Source organism: Lysobacter sp. CA199, assembly GCF_052078715.1.
In the GTDB taxonomy this organism is placed as follows: Bacteria; Pseudomonadota; Gammaproteobacteria; order Xanthomonadales; family Xanthomonadaceae; genus Lysobacter.
Genome location: NZ_JBQJIL010000006.1, coordinates 117,250 through 139,604, shown reverse-complemented (window position 1 = coordinate 139,604; position 22,355 = coordinate 117,250). Strand labels below are relative to the sequence as shown.

General features: G+C 65.2%; 16 protein-coding genes. 14 read left to right on the top strand and 2 right to left on the bottom strand.

The annotated features are described in order from the left end of the window. Positions 1-86: 86 nt before the first annotated feature. Positions 87-734: a class I SAM-dependent methyltransferase gene (locus ACTOWJ_RS11985; protein WP_441335100.1), complete on the top strand. Its 648-nt coding sequence runs from the start codon at positions 87-89 to the stop codon at positions 732-734. A 238-nt stretch (positions 735-972) separates the two neighbouring features. On the opposite strand, the gene ACTOWJ_RS11980 is transcribed toward ACTOWJ_RS11985, so the two are convergent. Then, complete coding sequence (locus ACTOWJ_RS11980) at positions 973-2,070, bottom strand: polysaccharide biosynthesis/export family protein (RefSeq protein WP_441334852.1); 1,098 nt, start codon at positions 2,068-2,070, stop codon at positions 973-975. A 624-nt stretch (positions 2,071-2,694) separates the two neighbouring features. Here ACTOWJ_RS11980 and ACTOWJ_RS11975 point away from each other — a divergent pair. The 13 genes from ACTOWJ_RS11975 (at position 2,695) to ACTOWJ_RS11915 (ending at position 20,622) form a co-directional block, all read left to right on the top strand. Beyond that, a complete protein-coding gene (locus ACTOWJ_RS11975) occupies positions 2,695-3,105 on the top strand; it encodes a low molecular weight protein-tyrosine-phosphatase (protein ID WP_441335099.1) in 411 nt (136 codons plus the stop codon). A gap of 36 nt (positions 3,106-3,141) precedes the next feature. Next, positions 3,142-5,364, top strand: a complete 2,223-nt coding sequence (locus ACTOWJ_RS11970) for a polysaccharide biosynthesis tyrosine autokinase (protein ID WP_441334851.1) — start codon at positions 3,142-3,144, stop codon at positions 5,362-5,364. A gap of 622 nt (positions 5,365-5,986) precedes the next feature. Beyond that, on the top strand, positions 5,987-8,374 hold the full coding sequence (gene wecB / locus ACTOWJ_RS11965; protein ID WP_441334850.1) for a non-hydrolyzing UDP-N-acetylglucosamine 2-epimerase: 2,388 nt from the start codon (positions 5,987-5,989) through the stop codon (positions 8,372-8,374). Between the two features lie 105 nt (positions 8,375-8,479). Next, positions 8,480-9,736, top strand: a complete 1,257-nt coding sequence (gene wecC / locus ACTOWJ_RS11960) for a UDP-N-acetyl-D-mannosamine dehydrogenase (protein ID WP_441334849.1) — start codon at positions 8,480-8,482, stop codon at positions 9,734-9,736. A 31-nt stretch (positions 9,737-9,767) separates the two neighbouring features. Beyond that, on the top strand, positions 9,768-11,057 hold the full coding sequence (locus tag ACTOWJ_RS11955; RefSeq protein ID WP_441334848.1) for an oligosaccharide flippase family protein: 1,290 nt from the start codon (positions 9,768-9,770) through the stop codon (positions 11,055-11,057). A gap of 26 nt (positions 11,058-11,083) precedes the next feature. Then, a complete protein-coding gene (locus tag ACTOWJ_RS11950; RefSeq protein ID WP_441334847.1) occupies positions 11,084-11,596 on the top strand; it encodes an acyltransferase in 513 nt (170 codons plus the stop codon). A gap of 15 nt (positions 11,597-11,611) precedes the next feature. Next, a complete protein-coding gene (locus ACTOWJ_RS11945; protein ID WP_441334846.1) occupies positions 11,612-12,817 on the top strand; it encodes an O-antigen ligase family protein in 1,206 nt (401 codons plus the stop codon). Between the two features lie 65 nt (positions 12,818-12,882). Continuing rightward, positions 12,883-13,980, top strand: a complete 1,098-nt coding sequence (locus ACTOWJ_RS11940) for a hypothetical protein (RefSeq protein ID WP_441334845.1) — start codon at positions 12,883-12,885, stop codon at positions 13,978-13,980. Next, on the top strand, positions 13,977-14,747 hold the full coding sequence (locus ACTOWJ_RS11935; protein ID WP_441334844.1) for a hypothetical protein: 771 nt from the start codon (positions 13,977-13,979) through the stop codon (positions 14,745-14,747). Before ACTOWJ_RS11940 ends, ACTOWJ_RS11935 begins: the two co-directional genes overlap by 4 nt. A gap of 46 nt (positions 14,748-14,793) precedes the next feature. Beyond that, positions 14,794-16,941 carry a bi-domain-containing oxidoreductase gene (locus tag ACTOWJ_RS11930; protein WP_441334843.1) on the top strand — a complete coding sequence of 716 codons (2,148 nt, stop codon included), beginning with the start codon at positions 14,794-14,796 and terminating at the stop codon, positions 16,939-16,941. A 29-nt stretch (positions 16,942-16,970) separates the two neighbouring features. Continuing rightward, positions 16,971-18,590: a heparinase II/III family protein gene (locus tag ACTOWJ_RS11925; RefSeq protein WP_441334842.1), complete on the top strand. Its 1,620-nt coding sequence runs from the start codon at positions 16,971-16,973 to the stop codon at positions 18,588-18,590. A gap of 6 nt (positions 18,591-18,596) precedes the next feature. Continuing rightward, on the top strand, positions 18,597-19,850 hold the full coding sequence (locus tag ACTOWJ_RS11920; protein WP_441334841.1) for a glycosyltransferase family 4 protein: 1,254 nt from the start codon (positions 18,597-18,599) through the stop codon (positions 19,848-19,850). A gap of 10 nt (positions 19,851-19,860) precedes the next feature. Then, positions 19,861-20,622, top strand: coding sequence for a YdcF family protein (locus ACTOWJ_RS11915; protein ID WP_441334840.1), 762 nt, complete (start codon positions 19,861-19,863; stop codon positions 20,620-20,622). Between the two features lie 75 nt (positions 20,623-20,697). Here ACTOWJ_RS11915 and ACTOWJ_RS11910 read toward each other — a convergent pair whose 3' ends face one another. Then, positions 20,698-22,038, bottom strand: a complete 1,341-nt coding sequence (locus ACTOWJ_RS11910) for a hypothetical protein (RefSeq protein WP_441334839.1) — start codon at positions 22,036-22,038, stop codon at positions 20,698-20,700. Positions 22,039-22,355 lie beyond the last annotated feature (317 nt).

Below are 22,355 nucleotides of genomic sequence, written 5' to 3'. Positions count from 1 at the left end.
GCGTAGCGTGGAGGAGCGACCCGGCTACTCGCGTTCTCACGCCGCATCGGCGATCTTGCCTGTACGACGCTTTCGTCATTCGAGGCATCTTGCGATATCAGACCCGCATCATCGATCTTCGGATCGGTGAGTTCGACTATCGCATCCGCGCGCTCAAGGATCGACAGCAGTACTACGATCCCGACGAAGAAGCCGAACGCGCGGGCGTGCCGCCAGCGATGTGGGCGATCTTCGGACAGCTGTGGCCCACCGGCGTGCATCTGGCCAGCGAGATCGCCAAGCGCGACATCCACGGCAAACGCATTCTCGAGATCGGCTGCGGCCTGGCGTTGAGCAGTCTGGTATTGCAGCGCGGCGGCGCCGACGTCACCGCCACCGATCAACACCCGCTGGCCGAACGTTTTCTGCATCACAACGCCGGACTCAATCATCTGATCAAGGTGCCTTACGTGCATCTGGACTGGCGCGACGACCTCGACGCCACGCTCGGCAAGTTCGACATCATCGTCGGCAGCGACGTGTTGTACGAGCGCAACCACGCCACGCTGTTGTCGAACGTAGTCGGTCTGTATGCCGCCGACGCGGCCGAAGTGCTGATCGCCGATCCGGGCCGCGGCAATTGCGGCGCCTGGACCACCGCGATGCTCGCCAACGGCTTCACCTCCACCGAAAGCCGCTTCTCGGTCGAAGGCCGCCCCGTGCACAGCGGCCGCCTGATGAAACTTCAGCGCTGACTCGCCGCGCGCGGCGGCCGCTCAACGCAGGCGCGAATCGTCACATCCCGCAATCGCCCGCATCGCGATCGGCGATTGCGATGGCGCCGGGCATGTTATCGCTGTGACGGCTCGTCATATCGATGCCCGGGCCGAAGCGTCATTGCGAATCCCCGCGAACTATGCCGCGCGTTCGCCTGACTGATCCCAAGCGAGCGCGACGACCGATCGGCGGCCGACGCGCCGGATCCGCGCGCGATTACTGACCGAGCAAGTTGTCGGTATTGGCCGCGTTGTTGATGATGTTGGAGAACGGCAGCAGCTGATTGACGAAGCGGTTCCAGCGGGTCACGCCGGCCGGTCCGACGAAGACCACGTCGCCGGCGCGCACCGAGAACTGGCTGGCGAGCGCATACGAAGCCGGCGACTTGGCGTTGAGATGGAACACCGTCGCCGGTTGCTTCTTCATGTCTTCCACGCCGCGGATCACGTACACCGACTCGCCCTTGGCGGTCAGCGGATTGAGCCCGCCGGCGCGGCCCAGCGCCTGGGTCAGCGACATGTCGGTGGTCTTGAAGGTCAGCGCCTGCGGACGCACGACCTCGCCGACCACATAGACTTCCTTGCGGTCGTTGTAAGGCATGTACAGGTGATCGCCGGCCTTGAGATAGACGTCCTGGGCAATCGATTCGCCGCGATTGAGTCCATCCAGATCCAAGTGGTACTGCTTGCCGCCGCGAGTCAGCACGAATCCGGCCAGATCGGCGCGGATCGGATCCACCGTCGCCGCGCCGATCGCCTGCGCCAACGTCAGCGGCGTGGCGGTGATCGACTGACGATCGGTCTTCACGAACGCGCCCTGCAAGGTCACGCGCTGACTGCCGTAGTCGATGATGCTCAGATCGACCTGCGGGCTTTCGACGAAGCGCGAGATCTTGTCGGTGAGCAGCGTGCGCAGTTCCTCGATGGTCAGGCCTTCGGCGCGCACCACGCCCACATAGGGATAGAACAAGGTGCCGTCCGGACGCACCAGGCGGCCGTTCGCGGCGGCCTGCTGCTGGCTGCCGGCCGGTGAGGTCAGCTCGGGGTGATCCCAGATCGTGATGTACAGCGTGTCGCCGCGGCCGATCCGATACGACTCGGGCTGATAGGCCATCAACTCGGCCGGCACCGATATCTCCGAGCGGTGTTCGCCGGCGAGGTACTCCGGCGTGATCGTCACCATCTGGATGTGGCCGTCGTCGGCCACGCCGCTGCGCACGAATTGGCTCGGCGATATGTACTGCCCCGGCGCCAACATGCAGCCGGTGAGTCCGACGATGGCGGCGACGGCCAGCGCGCGCGAAATCTTGTTCATGGTGGGTCGTCTCTAGATCGCGAACGCGGGTGGGGCGGAAAGACTAACCGGTGGCGCCGAGCGTCCGTACGAGGGAAGCTGCGCAACCGCGACGATCGACCCTGGCCGATCGGCACCGACGCGCGCCCGGCGCGCGGGCACCCGCCCGGCACGCACGGCGCAAGACCGCGACCGAGCCGATCGCGTCGTGGAAAGCGGGCAGGCGCCGACCGCTGTTGACGGACGACCAAGATGCGGTTGGCGCATGAATCCTCAGTAGATTGGAACGTTACTGGTGCGGCCCCCGTGCGAAAAGTATAGCCAGCGGCCACGCATTCTTCGTCCAGGCACATGGACGCAGATCACGTTTCGCTCATCACGCATCGCTGGGGTACAGCTTGCGTTAGGCAAGCTAATTGCTTGAGAAACATATCTTTAACGAATAATTTCAAGCGATTTCGCAATGATGGATGCGGCAACGAGTGATGAGGGTCACGCCTTGACTGATGCGTTGGCCATTCATGTTGACCCTGTCATGTGCAACTCTTACATTCGCGGCCGTTGCGTTCGAGCCACGCTTCGTGCGCCTCATGATGCGCGGTCGTTCGACGATGAGGCATAAAGCGTGTGTTTAATAAAGTTTTGATGGTATGCGTGGGCAACATCTGCCGCAGTCCGACCGCGGAAATGCTGCTACGCCAGGAAAAACCGGATATCACCGTCGAATCCGCGGGTCTGGCCGCCTTGGTGGGCCATCCGATCGACGCTACAGCACAGGCCGTGCTGGACGGACATGGATTGAGTGGGCAATCCCATGTCGCTAGACAGATCGACCGCTCGATGATCGATGCGGCCGATCTGGTGCTGACGATGGAGCCATGGCAGATCGATGCCGTGCTCCGCATTTCCCCACATGCGCGAGGCAAGACCTATCTATTAGGCAAATGGCTGGACAACACCAGCATCCCGGATCCGTACCGGCAATCGCGCAGCGCCTTCGAACAGGCCTATCAGTTGATCAGCTCGGGGGTGAGCAGCTGGAGGGCCTATTTGTGAGGCGCTTCGTTTCATTTTTCAAAGGTTCTTGCATCCATGTCGGCAGCCCCCACGACACCCGCGCCCTATCAGGACGACAGCGACGATGAGATCGACCTGGCCGCACTGCTAGGTACGCTGCTCGATAACAAATGGTTGATCGGCAGCGTCACCGCGATCGGTTTCGTGCTCGCGGTCGGCTACGCGCTGATCGCCACGCCGGTGTACCAGGCCACGGCCATGGTGCAGGTGGAGTCGAATACGCCCTCCCTGCCCGGCCTGACCGCGGTGACGCAGGCGCTGACCGATTCGGCGCCGCAAGCGATGACCGAAATCTCGCTGCTGACCTCGCGCTCGGTGGTCGGCAAGGCCGTGCAAGATCTCAAGCTGGACGTGCAGATCGAGCCGCTCCGCTTTCCGCTGTTCGGCGACCTGATGGCCCGCCGCTACCAACCCACCCGTGCCGGCGAGGTGGCCTCGCCGTGGCTCGGCCTGGACAGCTACGGTTGGGGCGGCGAAGAACTGCAGATCGCCCAGCTCACGGTGACCGACGAACTGGTCGCCAAGCCCATGACCCTGATCGCCGGCAGCGCCGGCGCCTATCGGTTGTTCGACGAAGACGGTATCGAACTGCTCAGCGGCAAGGTCGGCGAAACCGCCAAGGGCGGCGGTGTGAGCCTGCAGGTCAAGACCATGGCCGCCAACTCGGGCATGCGCTTTGAAGTCACCCAGCTCGCGCGCCTGGCGATCATCAGCTCGCTGCAGAGGAATCTGACGGTGAGCGAGAAGGCCAAGGACTCGGGCATCTTGCTGCTGAGCTACCAACTCGCCGATCCGGACCTGGCCGCGGCGACGCTGGACGCGATCACCCGCCAATACACCAAGCAGAACGTCGAGCGCAATTCGGCCGAGGCCGCGACCAGCCTGAAGTTCGTCAACGAACAATTGCCCAACGTGCGCCGCGATCTTGAAAAGGCCGAGCATGCGCTGGCCGCGTATCAAACGCAGAAGCACACCGTCGACATCACCCTGGACGCGCAGTCGCTGCTAGATCAAGTCGTCGCGCTGGACACCAGCATCTCGCAGCTGAAGATGCAGCAGGCCGAAGTCAGCCGCCGCTTCACTCCGCAACACCCGGCCTACAAGGCCCTGATGTCGCAGCTGGGCGAACTGGAATCGCGCAAAACCCAGCTCAACGACCGCATCGGCGTGCTGCCGCAGACCCAGCAGGAACTGCTGGGCCTGACCCGCGAAGTCCAGGTCAGCACCGTGACCTACACCAACTTGCTCAATCAGGCCCAGCAGCTCGACATCGCGCGCGCCGGCACGGTCGGCAACGCCCGCGTGGTCGACCCGTCGGTAGTGGATCTGGACCAACCGGTCAAACCCAAGCGCCCGCTGATCGTGCTGCTCGGCACCGCCGCCGCCGGCCTGCTGGCGGTGGCCTGGGTGTTCGTGCGCCAGATGCTCAACCGCGGCATCGAAGACGTGAAGCAGATCGAGCAACTGGGTTTGCCGATCTTCGCCTCGATCCCGATGAGCGACTACCAGCGCGATCACCAGAAGCTCGGCCGCAAACTGCAGAGCAACGGCACGCGTCCCGACAAGCCGCACTTGCTGGCCCTGGACGCGCCCAACGATCTGGCGATCGAAGCCATGCGCAGCCTGCGCACCGCGCTGCATTTCGCCCGCATCGACGCGCGCAACAACGTGCTGATGATCTGCGGCTCCAGCCCGGGCGCGGGCAAGACCTTCGTCTCCACCAATCTGGCCGCGGTGATCGCCCAGGGCGGTCAGCGCGTGCTGCTGATCGACGGCGACCTGCGCCGCAGCACCCTGCACAAGGTGCTGGGCCAGCAGCCGCACAACGGCTTGTCGGACCTGCTCAGCGGCCGCATCGACGTGAAGACCGCGATCCGCGCCACCGCGATCGACGGCCTGCACTTCATTCCGCGCGGCGAAGCGCCGCCCAATCCGTCCGAACTGCTGATGCGTCCGGACCTGGGCGTGCTGCTCAAAGTCGCATCCCAGCAATACGACCTGGTCATCATCGACACGCCGCCGATTCTCGCGGTCACCGATGCGGCGATCATCGGCCGGCATGCCGCCACCAGTCTGATGGTGGTGCGCTTCGGCCTGAATCCGCCCAAGGAACTGGAAATGGCGATGCAGCGTTTCGACCAGAATGGAATCGAGCTCAAGGGCGCGGTGTTCAACGCGGTCGAACGCCGTCACGACACCAACTACGCCTACGGCTATGAGTACCGGGCCAATTCCTGACACCGGGCCGGCTCTTGAAACCGGTCCGGGCGCGTGGATGCGGTCGGGCCGGCGCGGCACGGCCGGAAAGACGATTTCAATCGCAACTTTCTCGCCAGCGGCGCGGGTTTCGGTTTCGCCTACATTTTTTCGCCCGGCCCGGCTCGCCCGCCCCCGTGTTTCCCAGGTATTTACCGCTGATTCAAGGAAATTGACCGGGCGCGACGATATCCATCGTACGGCCCGTGAAACGAATCCTGCTGTGCATCCCGATTGTCGTGCGATACGCCGCAACGATCATGAGAACGTAAATATTTCTTATATGTGTCGCACGTGAACGCCACGCACGTTTCAGCTATGTGTGCCAAAAAACGACTTACTAGCGCACAGTATTCAGTAACTGAACAGTGGCACGATTCCGCCCGCTGCGAGCACTAACGCAATTGCGTCGGAGCTCGCGAGAATGAACAAACGGATCGTGTTTTCACAGACGATCGGATCTATCGCACCAATGCGGTCGTCGCAGCGCCGGAACTCGCCAGCCACGGACATCGCATAGCAGCAGGCAACAAAAAAACAGGATTGACCGAAGGGGGCGGTCGTCGGATGGGTCTACCGAAGACTTTCCTTGGAAACAACGGTCATGTCGAAAGAACAGTTCGTCATAGCGAGCGCCCTGGCGTTCGCAATCACCTGCATCGCGATGTCGGCGCTGTATCCCGTCGCCGGCCAACTCGGACTGATCGACCGTCCGAATGCGCGCAAGCAGCATAAGGGCCTGATTCCGGTCATCGGAGGAATCAGCTTCTTCCTCGGCCTGCTTGCCGGCGCGCTCTATCTGGGGCTGAGCGATCGCTTCGCCCTGTGTCTGCTCGGAACCTCCGCGTTGATCGTGGTGACCGGCGCGATCGACGACGCGAAAGACCTGAGCGTGCGTGCACGCCTGCTGGTGCAGACCGTCGCGGTAGGCCTGATGATTTCCGGCAGCGGTGTGTACCTGGACGATCTGGGCAATCTGTTCGGCACCGGGCCGATCCGCCTGGGCTGGCTCGGCGTCCCGGTCACCGTGATCGCGGTGGTCGGCCTGATCAACGCCTTCAACATGCTCGACGGCATCGACGGCCTGGCCGGCAGCATGGCGATGGTCAGCATCGCCGCGATCTTCGTGTTCGACCGCAGCGGCGTGCTGTCCAAGGCCGCGCTGCCCTTGCTGTTGCTGCTGTTCGTCGCGCTGATCCCATACCTGTTCGTCAACCTGGGCGGCATGAACGAGCGCAAGATCTTCATGGGCGACGCCGGCAGCATGCTGATCGGTTATCTGACCGCGTGGAGCCTGATCTATCTGAGCCAACGCGCCGGCGCGGCGCGCATCGATGCGGCCGAAGCGCTGTGGTGCATCGCCCTGCCGGTGTTCGAGACCTTGACGGTGATGTACCGCCGGGTCAGCAAGGGCCAGTCGCCGTTCAAGCCCGACCGCCAGCACCTGCACTACATCCTGCTCGATCACCAGCGTTCACCGAAGGCCGCGCTGATGACCATCGTCGGCATCGCCTGCGCGCTGACCGCGGTCGGCTACGCCTTGCGCGATCTGCCGGTGGCCGTCGGCCTGTTGGCGTTCTTCCTGGCGATGGGTGCGTACTCGCTGGCGCTGACCCACGGCGACAAGCTCAAGCGGCTGTCGGGCGGCTCGCGCAGCTCCAGCGCTGAACTGTCCGGTGGCGAGCTGGCCACCGGAAAGCTGGCGTTCGCGCCGGAAGGCTCGACCGCGCTCAAGACCGCGCCGGTGCCCGCCACCGCCTATGCGCGCACCGAACCCAGCGGCGGATTCGCGCCGCTCGCGCCGGTGGCGACGAGCGGGGTGGCGCTGTCGCAACCGGCCCGGGTGATCAGAACCTTGTGCGTGTTCGGCACCCGTCCGGAGGCGATCAAGATGGCGCCGCTGGCGAAGATGCTGGCCCAGGACCCGCGCTTCGACGCGCGCGTGTGCGTGACCGGCCAGCACCGGCAGATGCTCGATCAGGTGTTGAACCTGTTCGACATCCACCCCGACTTCGATCTCAACATCATGAAGCCCAAGCAGGATCTGACCGACGTCACCACCGCGATCCTCACCGGCATGAAGCAAGTGTTGTCCGACCTCAAACCCGACGTGGTGCTGGTGCACGGCGATACCTCCACCACCATGGCGACCACGCTGGCCGCGTACTACCAGCAGATTCCGGTGGCGCACGTCGAAGCCGGCCTGCGCACCGGCAACCTCTACTCGCCCTGGCCGGAAGAGGCCAACCGCAAGCTGACCGGCGCGCTGGCGGCGATGCATTTCGCCCCGACCACGCTGTCCAGCCAGAATCTGCTCGACGAAGGCATTCCGACCGACCGCATCGCCATCACCGGCAACACCGTGATCGATGCGCTCAAGGAAGTGCTGGTGCGGATCGAACGCACGCCCGCGCTGCGCATCCAGGTCGCCGCGCAGTTCGAGTTCCTCAAGCCCGAGCGCCGCATCGTGCTGGTCACCGGCCATCGCCGCGAAAGCTTCGGCGGCGGTTTCGAACGCATCTGCCACGCGCTGCGCGACGCCGCGCTGCGCCACCCCGAAGTCGACATCGTCTACCCGATGCACCTCAACCCGCAGGTGCGCGAACCGGTCAACCGCCTGCTCACCGGCATCACCAACGTGCATCTGATCGAACCGCTGGAGTACCTGCCGTTCGTGTATCTGATGAACAAGGCCTACATCATCCTCACCGACTCGGGCGGCATCCAGGAAGAAGCACCGTCGCTGGGCAAGCCGGTGCTGGTGATGCGCGACACCACCGAGCGTCCCGAAGCGGTCGCCGCCGGCACGGTCAAGCTGGTCGGCACCGACCGCCAGCTGATCGCCGACGGCATCAGCGAACTGCTCAACGACCGCAAGGCCTACGAGGCGATGAGCTTCGCCCATAACCCCTACGGCGATGGCCTGGCGTGCCAGCGCATCGTCGAGGCCCTGGCCAATTTCAATCGCGAAGACTCCTTGCTCGCCGCTTGAGTCCCCGCGCCGGAGCCACGCCCGCGCCTTTCGGCGCGGGCGTAGTCCGTTCACCGACACCCTTGAACGCAACACCCTCCCCCACGGAGGATCACTGGAGCCTTTATGAGTTTCGACACCGTCTCGGTCATCGGCCTGGGTTACATCGGCCTTCCCACCGCCGCCGCTTTCGCCGCTGTGCGCAAGCAGGTCATCGGCATCGACGTGAACCGGCAGATCGTCGATACGATCAACCGCGGCGAGATCCACATCGTCGAGCCCGACCTGGACGTGGCGGTGCGCGCGGCGGTATCGGGCGGTTTTCTGCGCGCCTCGATCCAGCCCGAATCGGCCGATGCGTATCTGATCGCAGTGCCGACCCCGTTCAAGAACGATCACGAACCCGACCTGCGCTACATCGAAGCAGCCGCCAAGGCGCTGGCGCCGGTGCTGCGCAAGGGCGATCTGGTGGTGCTGGAATCGACCTCGCCGGTCGGCGCGACCGAGCAATTGGCGCAGTGGCTGGCCGATGCGCGCCCGGACCTGAAGTTCCCGCAGCACGACGGCGAAAACCCCGACGTCAACGTCGCCCATTGCCCCGAGCGCGTGCTGCCGGGCCATGTGATGCGCGAGTTGATCGAGAACGACCGGGTTATCGGCGGCATGACCCCGCGCTGCTCGGCGCGCGCCTGCGAGCTGTACAAGAGCTTCGTGCGCGGCGAGTGCATCGTGACCAACGCGCGCACCGCCGAGATGTGCAAGCTCACCGAGAATGCGTTCCGCGACGTCAACATCGCCTTCGCCAACGAGTTGTCGATCATCTGCGACAAGCTCGGCATCAATGTGTGGGATCTGGTGCAGTTGGCCAACCGCCATCCGCGCGTCAACATCCTCCAGCCCGGCCCGGGCGTGGGCGGCCACTGCATCGCCGTGGACCCGTGGTTCATCGTCAACAGCGCACCGGAAGAGGCACGCCTGATCCGCACCGCACGCGAGGTCAACAACAGCAAGCCGCGCTGGGTGATGGACAAGGTCGACGCGGCCATCGCCGACGCCAGGGCCGACGGCAAGCAGGACAAGGACCTGACCATCGCGGTGTTCGGCCTGGCGTTCAAGCCCGACATCGACGATCTGCGCGAAAGCCCCGCGCTCGACATCGCGATCGAACTGGCCGCGCGCCATCCGGGCAAGGTGCTCGCGGTCGAGCCGCATATCGATGCATTGCCGGAGAAAATCCAGTCGCCCAACTTGATCCTGGTCGATTTCCCGACCGCCAGCGCCCAGGCCGACATCGGTCTGTTGCTGGTCGATCACAAACCGTTCCGCGAACAGGCCGCGCCGACCCATCTGCGCCTGGTCGACACCAAGGGCATCTGGATCTGAGCCGGCGCGGCTCAGGCGGAACGCTTGCATCATGATCCGGCGACTGATCACCACCGCCAGTCTCTCGGCCATCAGCGCGATGGCCTCGCGCGGTGCGCTGTTCGCCGGCGTGCTGGCGACGGCGCATTATCTGGGCCCGGCCGCGTTCGGCCAGTTCACCCTGATCCAGACCACCGCGCTGTTGTTCACCACGTTCTGCGCGTTGAGCCTGGGCCAGATGGCGACCAAGATCGTCGCCGAAGCGATGGCGCAGGACAGCGCGCGGGTGTCGGCGGCGTTGACCGTGTCCTACGGTTCGGCGGTGCTGGCCTCGCTGCTGTTCTCGGCCTTGCTGCTGGCGTGTTCGTATCCGTTGGCGGTCAAGATCGGCGGCTCCGCCGAACTCGCCGGCGTCTACGCCTCCTCGGCGCTGCTGGTGCTGACCGGTTTCGTCGGCGCGATCCAGAACGGCGTGGCGCTGGCGCTGCACAAGGTCAAGCAACAGGCGGTGGCGAACATCGTCACCGCGCCGCTGGTGTTCGCGATCATGCTGCTGGCGGCGTTGCAACGCGACATCGCCTGGGCGGTGTACGGTTCCATCGCCGCGCAGTGGTTGATCGTGCTGGGGCAGGAACGGGTGCTTCGACGTTACCGGCGCGAACACGGACAACCTCTGGCGTGGTCGTCGACCCGGCGCGAGGATTGGTCGGTGGTCTGGCGTCTGGGCTTGCCGTCCTCGCTGTCGGGTCTGCTGACGATGCCGAGCATCTGGCTGTCGATGGCGATGCTCTCGCACAGCGCCGGCGGCGCGACCCAGTTGGGCAACTTCGCGGTCGGCAATCAGGCCCGTTCGATCCTGCTGTTCGGCATGGGCGTGGTCGCCAACGCGACTTTGCCGCTGCTGTCCTCGGCGATCGTGCGCGGCGCCCGCGCCGAGGCCAGCACGACCTTGCGTCATTCCATCGCCTTGCTGGTGGTGGTCACCGCCAGCATCGCCGGCGTGCTCGCGATGGCCGCGCCGCTGCTGATCCAGCGCTTCGCGCCCGCCTACGCGCACGCGGTCGAACCGCTGCAATGGCTGTTGCTGTCGGCCGTGGCCACCGCGCCGACCACGATCCTGATGCGCAAGGCCACCGCCGACGGCCGCCCCGGCGTGTTGCTGGCCGGCAACGCGGTGTTCTCCGTGGCCTTGCTCGGCGCCACCTCGGTGGCCTTGCAGATGCACACCGGCGCTACCGGCGTGGCGATCGCCTACGTGATCGCTTCGTGCCTGCAGCTGGCCACCTTCGCTTTGTACAACCACCGCGAACTGCGCTGGAACTCCGCGCCAGAAAGAAATTGAAAGCAGAAATTGATGAGAACACCTCGATGAAAGCATTCCGCCTGATCAAGAAAGCCGTCGTTCTGAGCATCATCCGCCTGGGCTGGTTCATCAAGCCCGGACTGGTGACCAAGCTGTATGCCTGGTACCTGCGCTCGGAGGGCGCCAACATCGAGCACTCGCCGAATTATCTTTCGGCCAAGATCTGGTTCGACGGCACCGACTATTCGCTGATCACGCTCGGCAAGGGCTGCACGATCTCCAGCAACGTGCGCATCCTCACCCACGACTGGGCGATCCACACCGTCGCCAAGGAAATGGGGCTGACGTTCGACAAGCCGCAAGGCAAGATCCGGCCGATCTCGATCGGCCGCCACGCATTCGTCGGCACCGGTTCGATCATCATGCCCGGCACCCGAGTCGGCGCCGGCTGCATCATCGGCGCGGGCACGGTGGTGCGCGGCGAGATCCCGCCGCTGAGCATCGTGATCGGAAATCCCGGCCAAATCGTCGGCTCGGTCACCGAGTACGTCGAAAAATCCCTGCGTCGCGGACACTGAGCCCGAACCGCCGACATGCGCGTCCCCAGCCCCAAACTGTTTCTGGCGCCGGCCTGCCTGGGTCTGTTCCTGCTGTCGGCCTGGGCCTCGGTGTTCTTCGCCGTCGACACCGATCTGGTGCAGTACACGGCGATCGCCGCGACCATCGTGCTGGGGGGGTTGTCGTTGTCGTATTCGGGCGTGAGCCGTTTTCTGTATCTGCTGCCGATTGCCGTCACGCTGATCGTTTTCGCCCAGATCGCCTATCTGAACAGCGATCTCGCGCGCCACCCCAAGGAGCTGAAGTTCTATCTGATCCTGGTGTTCTGCGCGTACTGCGCCTGCTTCGTGATGCGCGGCAAGGCCGCGGACAACTTCGTCAAGATCTACGTGGCGCTGTGCTTCATCCTCAGCATCGCCGCGCTGGGTTTCAACAAGGGCGCGGAAACCGACGCGCAGCGCCTGATGCAGGGCGACGGCAACCCGATCTGGATCGCACGCGCCGCCGGCACCGCGATCATGTACCTGGCCTATCGCTTGCTGACCCAGCCGCGCCATCGCGCGGTGCGCGCCGGCCTGCTGCTGCCGTGCGTGGCGGCGCTGGTACTGGCCGGCTCGCGTGGGCCGATCGTGTCACTGGTGATCGGCCTGGGCGTGTTGCTGGTGTTGACCAACCGCGGCGCCTTGCTGTTGTCGAGCAAGGTCTGGGCTGCCGGCGTGGCCATGGTTTTGTTGGGGGTGGCGGGAGCCATTCTCGCGCCCGCCGGCGTCCGCGACCGCATGGCGAGCCTGTTCGTCAGCAATTACAGCGGTAGCGACGTGCTGCGCATGAACTTGTACGAGGTCTCCTTCGCCATGCTGCGCGATACCTTGTTCGGCAAGGGCTTCGGCGCGTTCGAGGCCAGCGGCGCGCTGCAACCGTATCCGCACAACCTGCTGATCGAAAGCCTGATCGAACCGGGCCTGGTGTTCACCGTGTTCTTCTTCGCTCTGATCGGTTATGCGATCCGCCGCCTGTACAAGTCCGCCAAGCTCGGACAAGGCCGCGACATGGTGCCGACCTTCCTGTGCGCGCTGGCGGTGTATTCGCTCGCCAACGCGATGTTCAGCGGCGACATCACCAGCCCGAAAGAACTGTACCTGTGCGTGTTCTTCGCGATGTCCACGGCGCTGACGGTAAAACCGGCCGTGCGCGCGTCGCCGCCGCTGCGCGCACGGCCTCGACTGTCCGACCCCTTATGAACGGCCCGCTCCCCACGTCCGGCTCCACGCAAACGCTCCACCCTCCCGCAACCCTGAGTTCCTACATGCAAGCGATCATCCTCGGCCAAGGCAATCCCTACCTCAAGAATCCGTACTTGAGCAAACTGTCGAAGGTGCTCGACAGCGCGAGCGTGCCGTACGAATTCTGGATCTGGAGCCGCGACAAACAGGCCCAGGCCCTGCCCAAGGTCAAGGTATTGCTGAGCTTCGGCTCCTGGGGCGGCGGCGCGGTCAATGCGCTCGGTTACGCGGTGTGGGTGGCGTGGCTGACCTTGCGCGTGTTCGCGCAACCGCGCGCCGGCGTCTATTTCTGCTCGCGCCTGGATGCGGCGCTGCCGTGCGCGATCGTCGCGTCGGTACGCCGGTGCCAGTACGTCTTCCTCGACCGCGACAAGCTGTCCAAGAGCTATGCCTGGCCGACGTCGGTCAAGCGCGCGATCGAGGCGATCGAACGCTTCGTCGGCCGCCGCGCCGCACTGCACGTAGTGCCCGGCGATTCGCGGGCCACCGACAACGACAGCGACAACATCCGGGTAGTGCGCAACACCCCGCACACCGAGGTGATCGAACGCGCGCGCCAACTCGCCGCGGCGATGCCCGCGCGCCAGGACAAGCTGCGCGTGCTGATCAGCGGATTGATTTCGCCCGAACGCGGCGCCCGGATGATGCGCGAAGCGGTCCAGGCCACCGGCGGCCGGATCGAATTCGTCGGCGCCGGCCGCTTACTCGGCGAAGACGCGCAGCGACTGGCCGAGGGCATGGGCGCGAACTATCGCGGCATCGTCAGCAACGAAGACGCGCTGGCGCTGCTGCTCAGCGCGGACTTGGTGCTGGCCTTCTACGACCCGGCGCTGGAGATCAACCGCTTGGCCGAGCCCAACAAGTGGTTCGACTGCGCGGCGCTGCAGATTCCCTTCTTCACCAACCCCGGCCTGCTCACCTCCGCGCCATTCGAGCAGCACCAGGCCTGCTTCATGTGCGACTACGGCGACGGCGAGCAGCTCGCGCGCCAGTTGCTGCGGATCGCCGAGGACCGTTCGCTGCTGGAACACCGCCGCGCCGGCCTTCGCCAACTGCGTTACGAGGCCTGGGACACCGCGATGGCGCGGGTGATCGCCGAATGCACGAGGCTGGCCGCATGAACCGTACAACCGCTTTGCTTGTGTCCCTGCTCGCCGCCGGCACCTTCGCCATCGGCGGCGCGAACGCGCGCGATCGGGCGTTCGTTCTGTACAACAACACCAAGTACACCGATCTGGCCGATCGGAACCTGGCGATCCCGCGCTCCAACCTGGTCGGTGAACCGCACCTGCCCGAGTTGCGCAATGGCGTCATGCCCGACGAGCAACGATTCAAGGACGCGGTCAAGGCGAATCTGAGCAACCCCGGCCCGTTGGTGCTGGACTTCGAGCACATCAACCTCAGCCGCGACCCCGAACTCTCGGCGCGCAATCTCGACAAGCTCAAGACCCTGGCGAAGTGGGCGCGCGAAGCCGCGCCGGGCCGCAAGATCGGCTACTACGGCTTCCCCGGCGCGATCAGCGCTCGCGATCCCGAGCGCGCGAAACAGCTTGCACCGTCGGTGGACCTGTTCTTTCCCTCGCTCTACACCGTGGACGACGATCGCGAGAAGTGGACCCGGCGCATGAACAACATGGTCGCCGCGGCGAAGAAGATCGACGCATCCAAGCCAGTGCTGGCCTTCATCTGGCCGCAATACCACGACATCACCCCACGCAGCGCCGAATTTCTCCCGGCCGATTACTGGCAGTTCCAGCTCGACCAGCTCAAGCGCGCCACCGACGGCGCGGTGATCTGGAGCAAGCGCATCGAAGGCGGCGACCGCGACTGGATTCCGGTCACCCGCAGTTTCATCGAAAAGACCCAGTCGGCCGCGCCCAAGCGCTGACCGCGCCAGCACGCGCCTCCCCCGCTCCCAACGCCTTGGAATCACCATGCAACAAGTCCTGCAAAACCTGCGCGACGGCAGCACCGAAGTCGCCGACGTCCCCGCCCCCGCGCTGCGCCGCGGGCATCTGCTGATCCGCAGCCGCGTCACCCTGGTCTCGGCCGGCACCGAACGCATGCTGGTCGAGTTCGGCAAGGCCAACATGCTGCAGAAAGCGCGTCAGCAACCCGACAAGGTGCGCATGGTGCTGGAGAAGATCCGCACCGACGGCCTGGCGCCCACCATCGACGCGGTGCGCAGCAAGCTCGATCAGCCGCTGGCGCTGGGCTATTGCAACGTCGGCACGGTCATCGGCATCGGCCCGGGCGTGACCGGTTTCGAGCTCGGCGACCGCGTGGCCTCCAACGGCAAGCATGCCGAAGTCGTCGCGGTACCGGTCAACCTGTGCGCCAAGATTCCCGACAACGTCGACGACGAAGCCGCCGCCTTCACCGTGCTCAGTGCGATCGCCCTGCAAGGCATCCGCCTGGTCCAGCCGACTCTCGGCGAAACCGTGGTGGTCACCGGCCTGGGCCTGATCGGCCTGGTCACCGTGCAATTGCTGCGAGCGCACGGCTGCCGTGTGCTCGGCATCGATTTCGATCCGGCCAAGCTCGCCCTGGCGCGCAGCTACGGCGCGGAAACCGTCGATCTGTCCAATGGCGAAGACCCGCTTGCGGCCGCGCAGAACTTCTCGCGCGGCCGCGGTGTCGACGCGGTGTTGATCACCGCCTCGACAAAGAGCAACGAGCCGGTGTCGCAGGCCGCGCACATGTGCCGCAAGCGCGGCCGCATCGTCCTGGTCGGGGTCACCGGCCTGGAATTGTCGCGCGCGGATTTCTATGAGAAGGAACTGTCGTTCCAGGTGTCGTGCTCGTACGGCCCGGGGCGTTACGACGCTTCTTACGAGGAGCGCGGCAACGACTATCCGGTCGCGTTCGTACGCTGGACCGAGCAACGCAACTTCGAAGCGATTCTGGACATGATGTCCAGCGGCGCGGTCAACGCCAGCGCGCTGGTCAGCCACCGCTACGGCGTCGCCGATGCCGAGCAAGCCTATGCGGTTCTCGGCGGCGGCGAACCCTCGCTGGGCATCGTGCTCGACTACGGCCGCGGCGAGGAGATGGCCGACGATCTGATCCGGCGCAAGGTACCGTTACCGATCAAACCGGCGGTGCGCGAGGTGGCAGCCGAGGTCGACGGCGCCGGCGTCGCCTTCATCGGCGCCGGCAACTACGCCGGCCGCGTGTTGATCCCGGCCTTCGTCAAGTCCGGCGCAAAGCTGCACACGGTGGTCACCAACAACGGCGTGGGCAGCGTCCACTTCGGCAAGAAGTACGGCTTCCGCAACGCCAGCACCGACACCGACGCCTTGTTGCGCGACGCCAGCGTCGGCTCGGTGGTGATCGCGACCCAGCACGGCAGCCACGCCGACCTGACCTTCAAGGCGCTGCGCCGCGGCAAGCACGTGTTCGTCGAGAAGCCGCTGTGCCTGACCTTGGAAGAACTGCAGACCATCGAGAAAGCGCACAGCGAACAATCGGTGTACGGCACCCCGCCGGTGCTGATGGTCGGCTTCAACCGGCGCTTCGCCCCGCAGGTGCAGAAGATGCACAAGCTGCTGGCCGGCGTACGCGAACCCAAGTCGTTCGTGATGACGGTCAACGCCGGCGCGATTCCGGCCGACCATTGGACCCAGGATCCGCAGCTCGGCGGCGGCCGTCTGATCGGCGAGGCCTGCCATTTCGTCGACCTGCTGCGTTTTCTCGCCGGCTCGCCGATCGTCGGCCACCAGCTCACCGCGGTCGGCGCGTCCAGCGGCATCCGCAGCGACCGGGTCAGCTTCACCCTGAGCTTCGCCGACGGCTCCTTCGGTACCGTGCATTACCTGGCCAACGGCCACAAAAGCTTCCCGAAGGAACGTCTGGAAGTGTTCACCGCCGGCCGCGTTCTGGCGCTGGACAACTTCCGTAAGCTGCGCGGCTATGGTTGGCCGGGCTTTACCAAAATGAATCTTTGGAGCCAGGACAAGGGCCAGAACGCTTGTGCGGCCGCGTTCATGCGCGCCGTGCAGGGCGAAGCGCCGCCGCCGATTCCGATCGACGAGATTCTGGAAGTGGCGCGGGTCACCATCGAACTGGACGCATCGGTCTGATCATGAGCTTCGCTTCGCGACTGCCCCGCATGTGGCACACCGTACGCTATCTGCGCCCGGTGCAGATCTACGGACGCGCCTGGCACCGGCTGCATCGCCCGCGTATCGAACACGCGCCGGCGCCGCCGCTGACGCCGACCGACGGCCGCTGGTCCGCCTGCGCGCGTCCGGCGTCGATGCTCGGCGCGCACCGCTTCCGGTTCTTGAACGAAGAACGCGAGCTAGCTAGCAACGACTGGAACAACTCGGCGCTGCCCAAGCTGTGGCTGTACAACCTGCATTACTTCGACGACCTCAACGCCAATGGCGCGTTGTCGCGCACGCATTGGCATCGCGACCTGATCGCGCGCTGGATCGCCGACAATCCGCCGGCCGCTGGCAATGGCTGGGAGCCGTATTGCCTGTCGCTGCGCATCGTCAACTGGATCAAGTGGCGCAACAGCGGCCAGAGCTTCGGCGACGAGTCGCGCGAGCGCTCGGCGCTGAACAGTCTGGCGACCCAGGTGCGTTATCTGCGCGGCCGGCTGGAACGGCATCTGCTCGGCAACCATCTGTGGGCGAACTACAAGGCCTTGCTATTCGCCGGCGCGTTCTTCCAGGGGCCGCAGGCCAAGCGCTGGCTGGATCTGGGCCTGAACGGGCTGCGTCATGAGATCGGCGAACAGATCCTGGCCGACGGCGGCCACTTCGAACGCAGCCCGATGTATCACGCGATCCTGCTGGAAGACCTGCTGGATCTGCTGCAGCTGGCGCGGCTGTATCCCGAAGCGGTGTCGCCCGACGACGTGGCGCTGTGGCGCGACCGCGCCGAAGCCATGCTCGGCTGGCTCAGCGTGATGACCCATCCCGACGGCGGCATCGCCTTCTTCAACGACGCCGCGCTCGGCATCGCGCCGAACCTGGCCGAGTTATCGGCGTACGCGCGCAGTCTCGGCATCGAGCCGACGCCGCCGTCGGACCAATCGCTGCAAGTGCTTCCGCAATCGGGTTACGCGCGGCTGCAATGCGGCGATGCGGTGTTGATCGCCGACGTGGGCGACATCGGTCCGGACTATCTACCCGGCCATGCCCACGCCGACACCTTGAGTTTCGAACTCTCGCTGTGCGGGCGCCGCGTGCTGGTCAATGCCGGCACCTCGCGTTACGACATCAGCCCGCAGCGCCTGTGGCAGCGCGGGACCGCGGCGCACAACACCATCGAGATCGACGGCTGCGATTCGTCCGAGGTGTGGAGCAGCTTCCGCGTGGCGCAGCGCGCGCGGCCGCTGGATGTCGAACACGGCCGCTTCGGCGACGGCGCCTGGCTCGCCGCCGGCCACGACGGCTATCGGCGTTTGAAGGGCCGGGCGGTGCACCACCGCCGCTGGGTGCTGCAACCGGGCGCGTTGCGGATCGAAGACCGCATCGACGGCGGTTTCGTCAAGGCGGTTTCGCGCTTCCGAATCCATCCCGATGCGCGCGTGGAAGACCACACGATCCAGCTCGAAGGCGCGCCCGACCTGCGCTGGCGGATCGAACCGGCCACCGAACGCACCACGCCGAGCACCTATCACCCCGGATTCGGCGTGACCCATGCCTGCACGGTGATCGAAGCCGCCATCGACCCTTCCGCCGGACAGGCGGTCACCTTGTTCCTGTGGGATTGCTGAGTCGCCATGCGCATACTTTTTCTTTCGGACAATTTCCCGCCCGAGGGCAACGCGCCGGCCACGCGCACCTACGAGCACGCAGTGCGCTGGGTGCGTGCCGGACATGAAGTGACGGTCATCACCTGCGCACCGAACTTCCCCGAGGGACGGTTGTTCGATGGCTACCGCAACGATTGGCGCAGCGTCGAAACCATCGACGGCATCCGCGTGGTGCGGGTCAAAACCTACATCACCGCCAACGAAGGCTTCGTCAAGCGCACTCTGGACTATCTGAGCTTCATGGCGGCGTCGGTCGTGGCCGGCGTGTTCGAACGCCGTCACGATGTGGTCGTGGCGACCTCTCCGCAGTTCTTCTGCGCGCTCGGCGGCTGGGCGCTGGCGCGGCTCAAGCGCCGCCCGTTCGTGTTCGAACTGCGCGACCTGTGGCCGGCCTCGATCACCGCGGTCGGCGCGATGAAGCGCAGCCTGGCGATCCGCGTGCTGGAACGGTTGGAGATGTTCTTGTATCGCAGCGCCGATGCGATCGTGCCGGTCACCCAATCGTTCCGCGAAGAATTGATCCATCGCGGCGTCGATGCCGACAAGATCCATGTCGTGCTCAACGGCGTCGACCTGCAGCGCTACGTTCCGTGCGCGCGCGACGAGGCGATGGCACAGCAATACGATCTGCACGGACGCTTCGTCGTCGGTTACTTGGGCACGCACGGCATGGCGCATGGTCTGGAAACCGTCGTCGATGCAGCGGAGCGGCTCAAGCACGATCCGCGCATCGTGTTCTTCTTCGCCGGCAGCGGCGCCGAGCGCGCGCGGGTCGAGCAATTGGTCGCGCAGCGGCAGTTGCCGAACGTGCGCATGATTCCGCGCCAGCCAAAGGAAATGATGCCCAAGCTGTGGGGGCTGTGCGATATCTCGCTGATTCCGCTGCGCGACAACCCGGTATTCAGCGGGGTGATTCCCTCCAAGCTGTTCGAAGGCATGGGCATGGGCATTCCGGCGCTGATGTCGCTGCCGCGCGGAGAAGCCACCCGGATCGTCGAAAGCACCGGCTGCGGGCTGTGCGTCGCTCCGGAGAATGCGCAGGCCATGGCGGATGCGATTACCCAACTGGCCGGCGATCCGCAACGCATGCAGCGGCTGCGAGCCGCCAGCGTCGCCGCGGCGCCGGCGTATTCGCGCGATCGCCAGGCCGGCTTGATGAGCGATGCCCTGGCACGTCTGCTCGACGACGACACCCGCGGCATGCTGCGCACTTCCAAGTAAGATCCCGCCGATGAATCCTCTTGCCGCTGGCCTGTCGTGGTTGACCGCGCCGCTGAATCTCTCCGCCGCGGTGGCGCTGTTGGCGGCGCTGATCTGGCTGGCGCGCTGGCGCCGCAGCGGCGTCGCGCTGTTTCTGGCCGCGGCGGGATGGTCGTTGCTGTGGTCGATGCCCGCGGCCGCCGACGCGCTGCGCGATTCGCTGCAACGCGCCTACCTTGGTCAGTCCGCCGAAGGTATGCCCGAAGCGGATGCCATCGTTCTGTTGGGCGGGGACATCGGTCGGGTCTCGCGCTACGACAGCGGCGATGCGCAAACACCCGATCTGGCCGGCAGTCCGATCGCCACCGCAGCGCGCGCCTGGCATGCCGGGCGCGCGCCGGTGATCGTGCTCAGCGGCGGTCCGAGCGGCAGCACCCGCGGCGTCAGCGAGGCGCGGATCATGGCCGATGCGCTCAACAAACTCGGCGTGCCCAACCAGGCGCTGGTGTTGGACGAGCGCAGCGGCGCCACCCGCCAGAACGCCGAGCACAGCGCACGCATCGCCGGCGAGCGCGGATGGCGGCGGGTGATCGTGGTGACCTCGGCAATGCACATGCCGCGCGCACTGGGCTGGTTCAAACATCAACGCTTGTCGGCCCTGCCGCTGGCGCCGTCCGAACCGCCGCCGCGACTGAGCACGGCATCGCCTTGGCAGCCGTCGATGCAGGCGCTGCAGTACAGCGCACGCGCACTGCGCGAGTACGCGGGGCTGCTGGAGATCATCGTCGCTTAAGCGCGGGATTTCATCGCGGCCCGTACCCCGCGACGCGGCTGCCGCCGCATCGCGGTCCGATCCGGGACCGGGCACTTAGTCGCCAAGATAGCGAGCCAACGCGATCTCTGCGTCGCCGCCGCTGTCGCGTGCATGGCCGGCAACGACGATCTTTCCATCGCTCTGAAGAACCATCCCGCTGACATAGTCGTAGCTGCCGGCGAAATCCGTGGTGACCGTTCCGTTGTCGCCGAAGGTCGGGTCCAGAGCGCCCTGCGCACTGAAACGGGCCAGAGCGAAATCGTCGTAGTGGTTGCCCACGCCGGCCAATACGATCTTTCCATCGGCCTGCAGCGCCATCGAGGTTGCTTCCGAATATTCGCCCACCTGGGTCAGCACATAGCCCGGACCATTGCCGAAACTCCTATCGTATGAGCCATCGGCCAGCAGCCGCAAAAGCGAGAAGCGACGGAAGCTCCCGCGCGAGTCCGAACCGCCTGCCAGAATTTTTCCGTCGGGCTGGACCACGACCGCCGAGAAGGCCTGGTAAAATTCCGGATCCAGTGAGTAGGTGGCCAGGCCGTTGGTTCCGAAGCCAGGGTCGAGATGTCCGTCCGCATCGAATCGGGCCAGAGCGAAGTAGGTCGAATCTCCGCCCGCCACCAGTATCTTCCCATCGGCCTGCAGGGCCACCGCCTCGGCAAAGGCAAACTCTCCGCCGAAATCCGCGCGAGCGATGCCCTGCGTTCCGAAGGAGGTGTCGAGCATGCCGGAAGAGGTAAAACGGACCAGCCGCATGTCGTTGGACGAACAGCCGTAGCACCATGGCCAGCCGGTCAATGCGAGTATTTTTCCGTCGTTCTGAACGACCAGAGCGTTGAACGGCTTGGAATCCACGTTCAGCAGGACATAGCCATTGCCGTCGCCGAAAGTCGGATCGAGGCTTCCGTCGTGGTTGTAGCGTAGAAGCATTGCTTCGTAGTTTTGCCTCGTCAGCAGCAATCCGCCCGCCAGAATCTTGCCGTCCGCTTGCAGCGCCAACGCCGAAATCTTGTTGTGGCTCTTTCCCAACATCGTTACGACCATGCCCGCCTGTCCGAAACCGGTATCCAGACTGCCGTCTGGGTTATGGCGGGTCAGAACGGCTGAATCCACCTGACTACTCAGGGTTTGGATGTGACCACCGGTCACCAGCTTGCCGTCGTTCTGGATGACCAGGGCCTCCGCGATGTCGAAGAACTGCGCCGAAGCATCGACCGTCACCCGACCTCCCACGCCGAAACTCGGATCCAGCGCTCCGGCTTGCCCCCATGCGGGCGACGCGCCCAGCAATACGGTCGCCGCGAGGACGCGGGCACGATACTTGTACAGGTTGGACAATCTGCGGATATTCCGCGGCCGGATTTTCATCATCAGCACCTCGCAGAGCGCGAACACAAGGCCGATACCTGACCACGCCTACGGTTCTGGCTCCACTGTCAGGTCCGGCGTGGCCGGCCGAACGACGAATACAGGACTCATAGACGAGCGCGTACAACGCTCGTCCATGTTCGCCGCGGAAGCAGTGACATCGGATCGATACCCAGGCGATCAAGCCACCCTACTGCGCATCGACATCCGGTATTCGAATCGGCGCACGCACTCCAGCGGCAGATGCGCGCGCATTGATCCGATGCCCGGCAAAAAGCCAATCGCCACAGCCGAAAGCACCGGCCCGGTCAGTGTGCGCTCGCGCAGCCCGGCGCACTGCGATT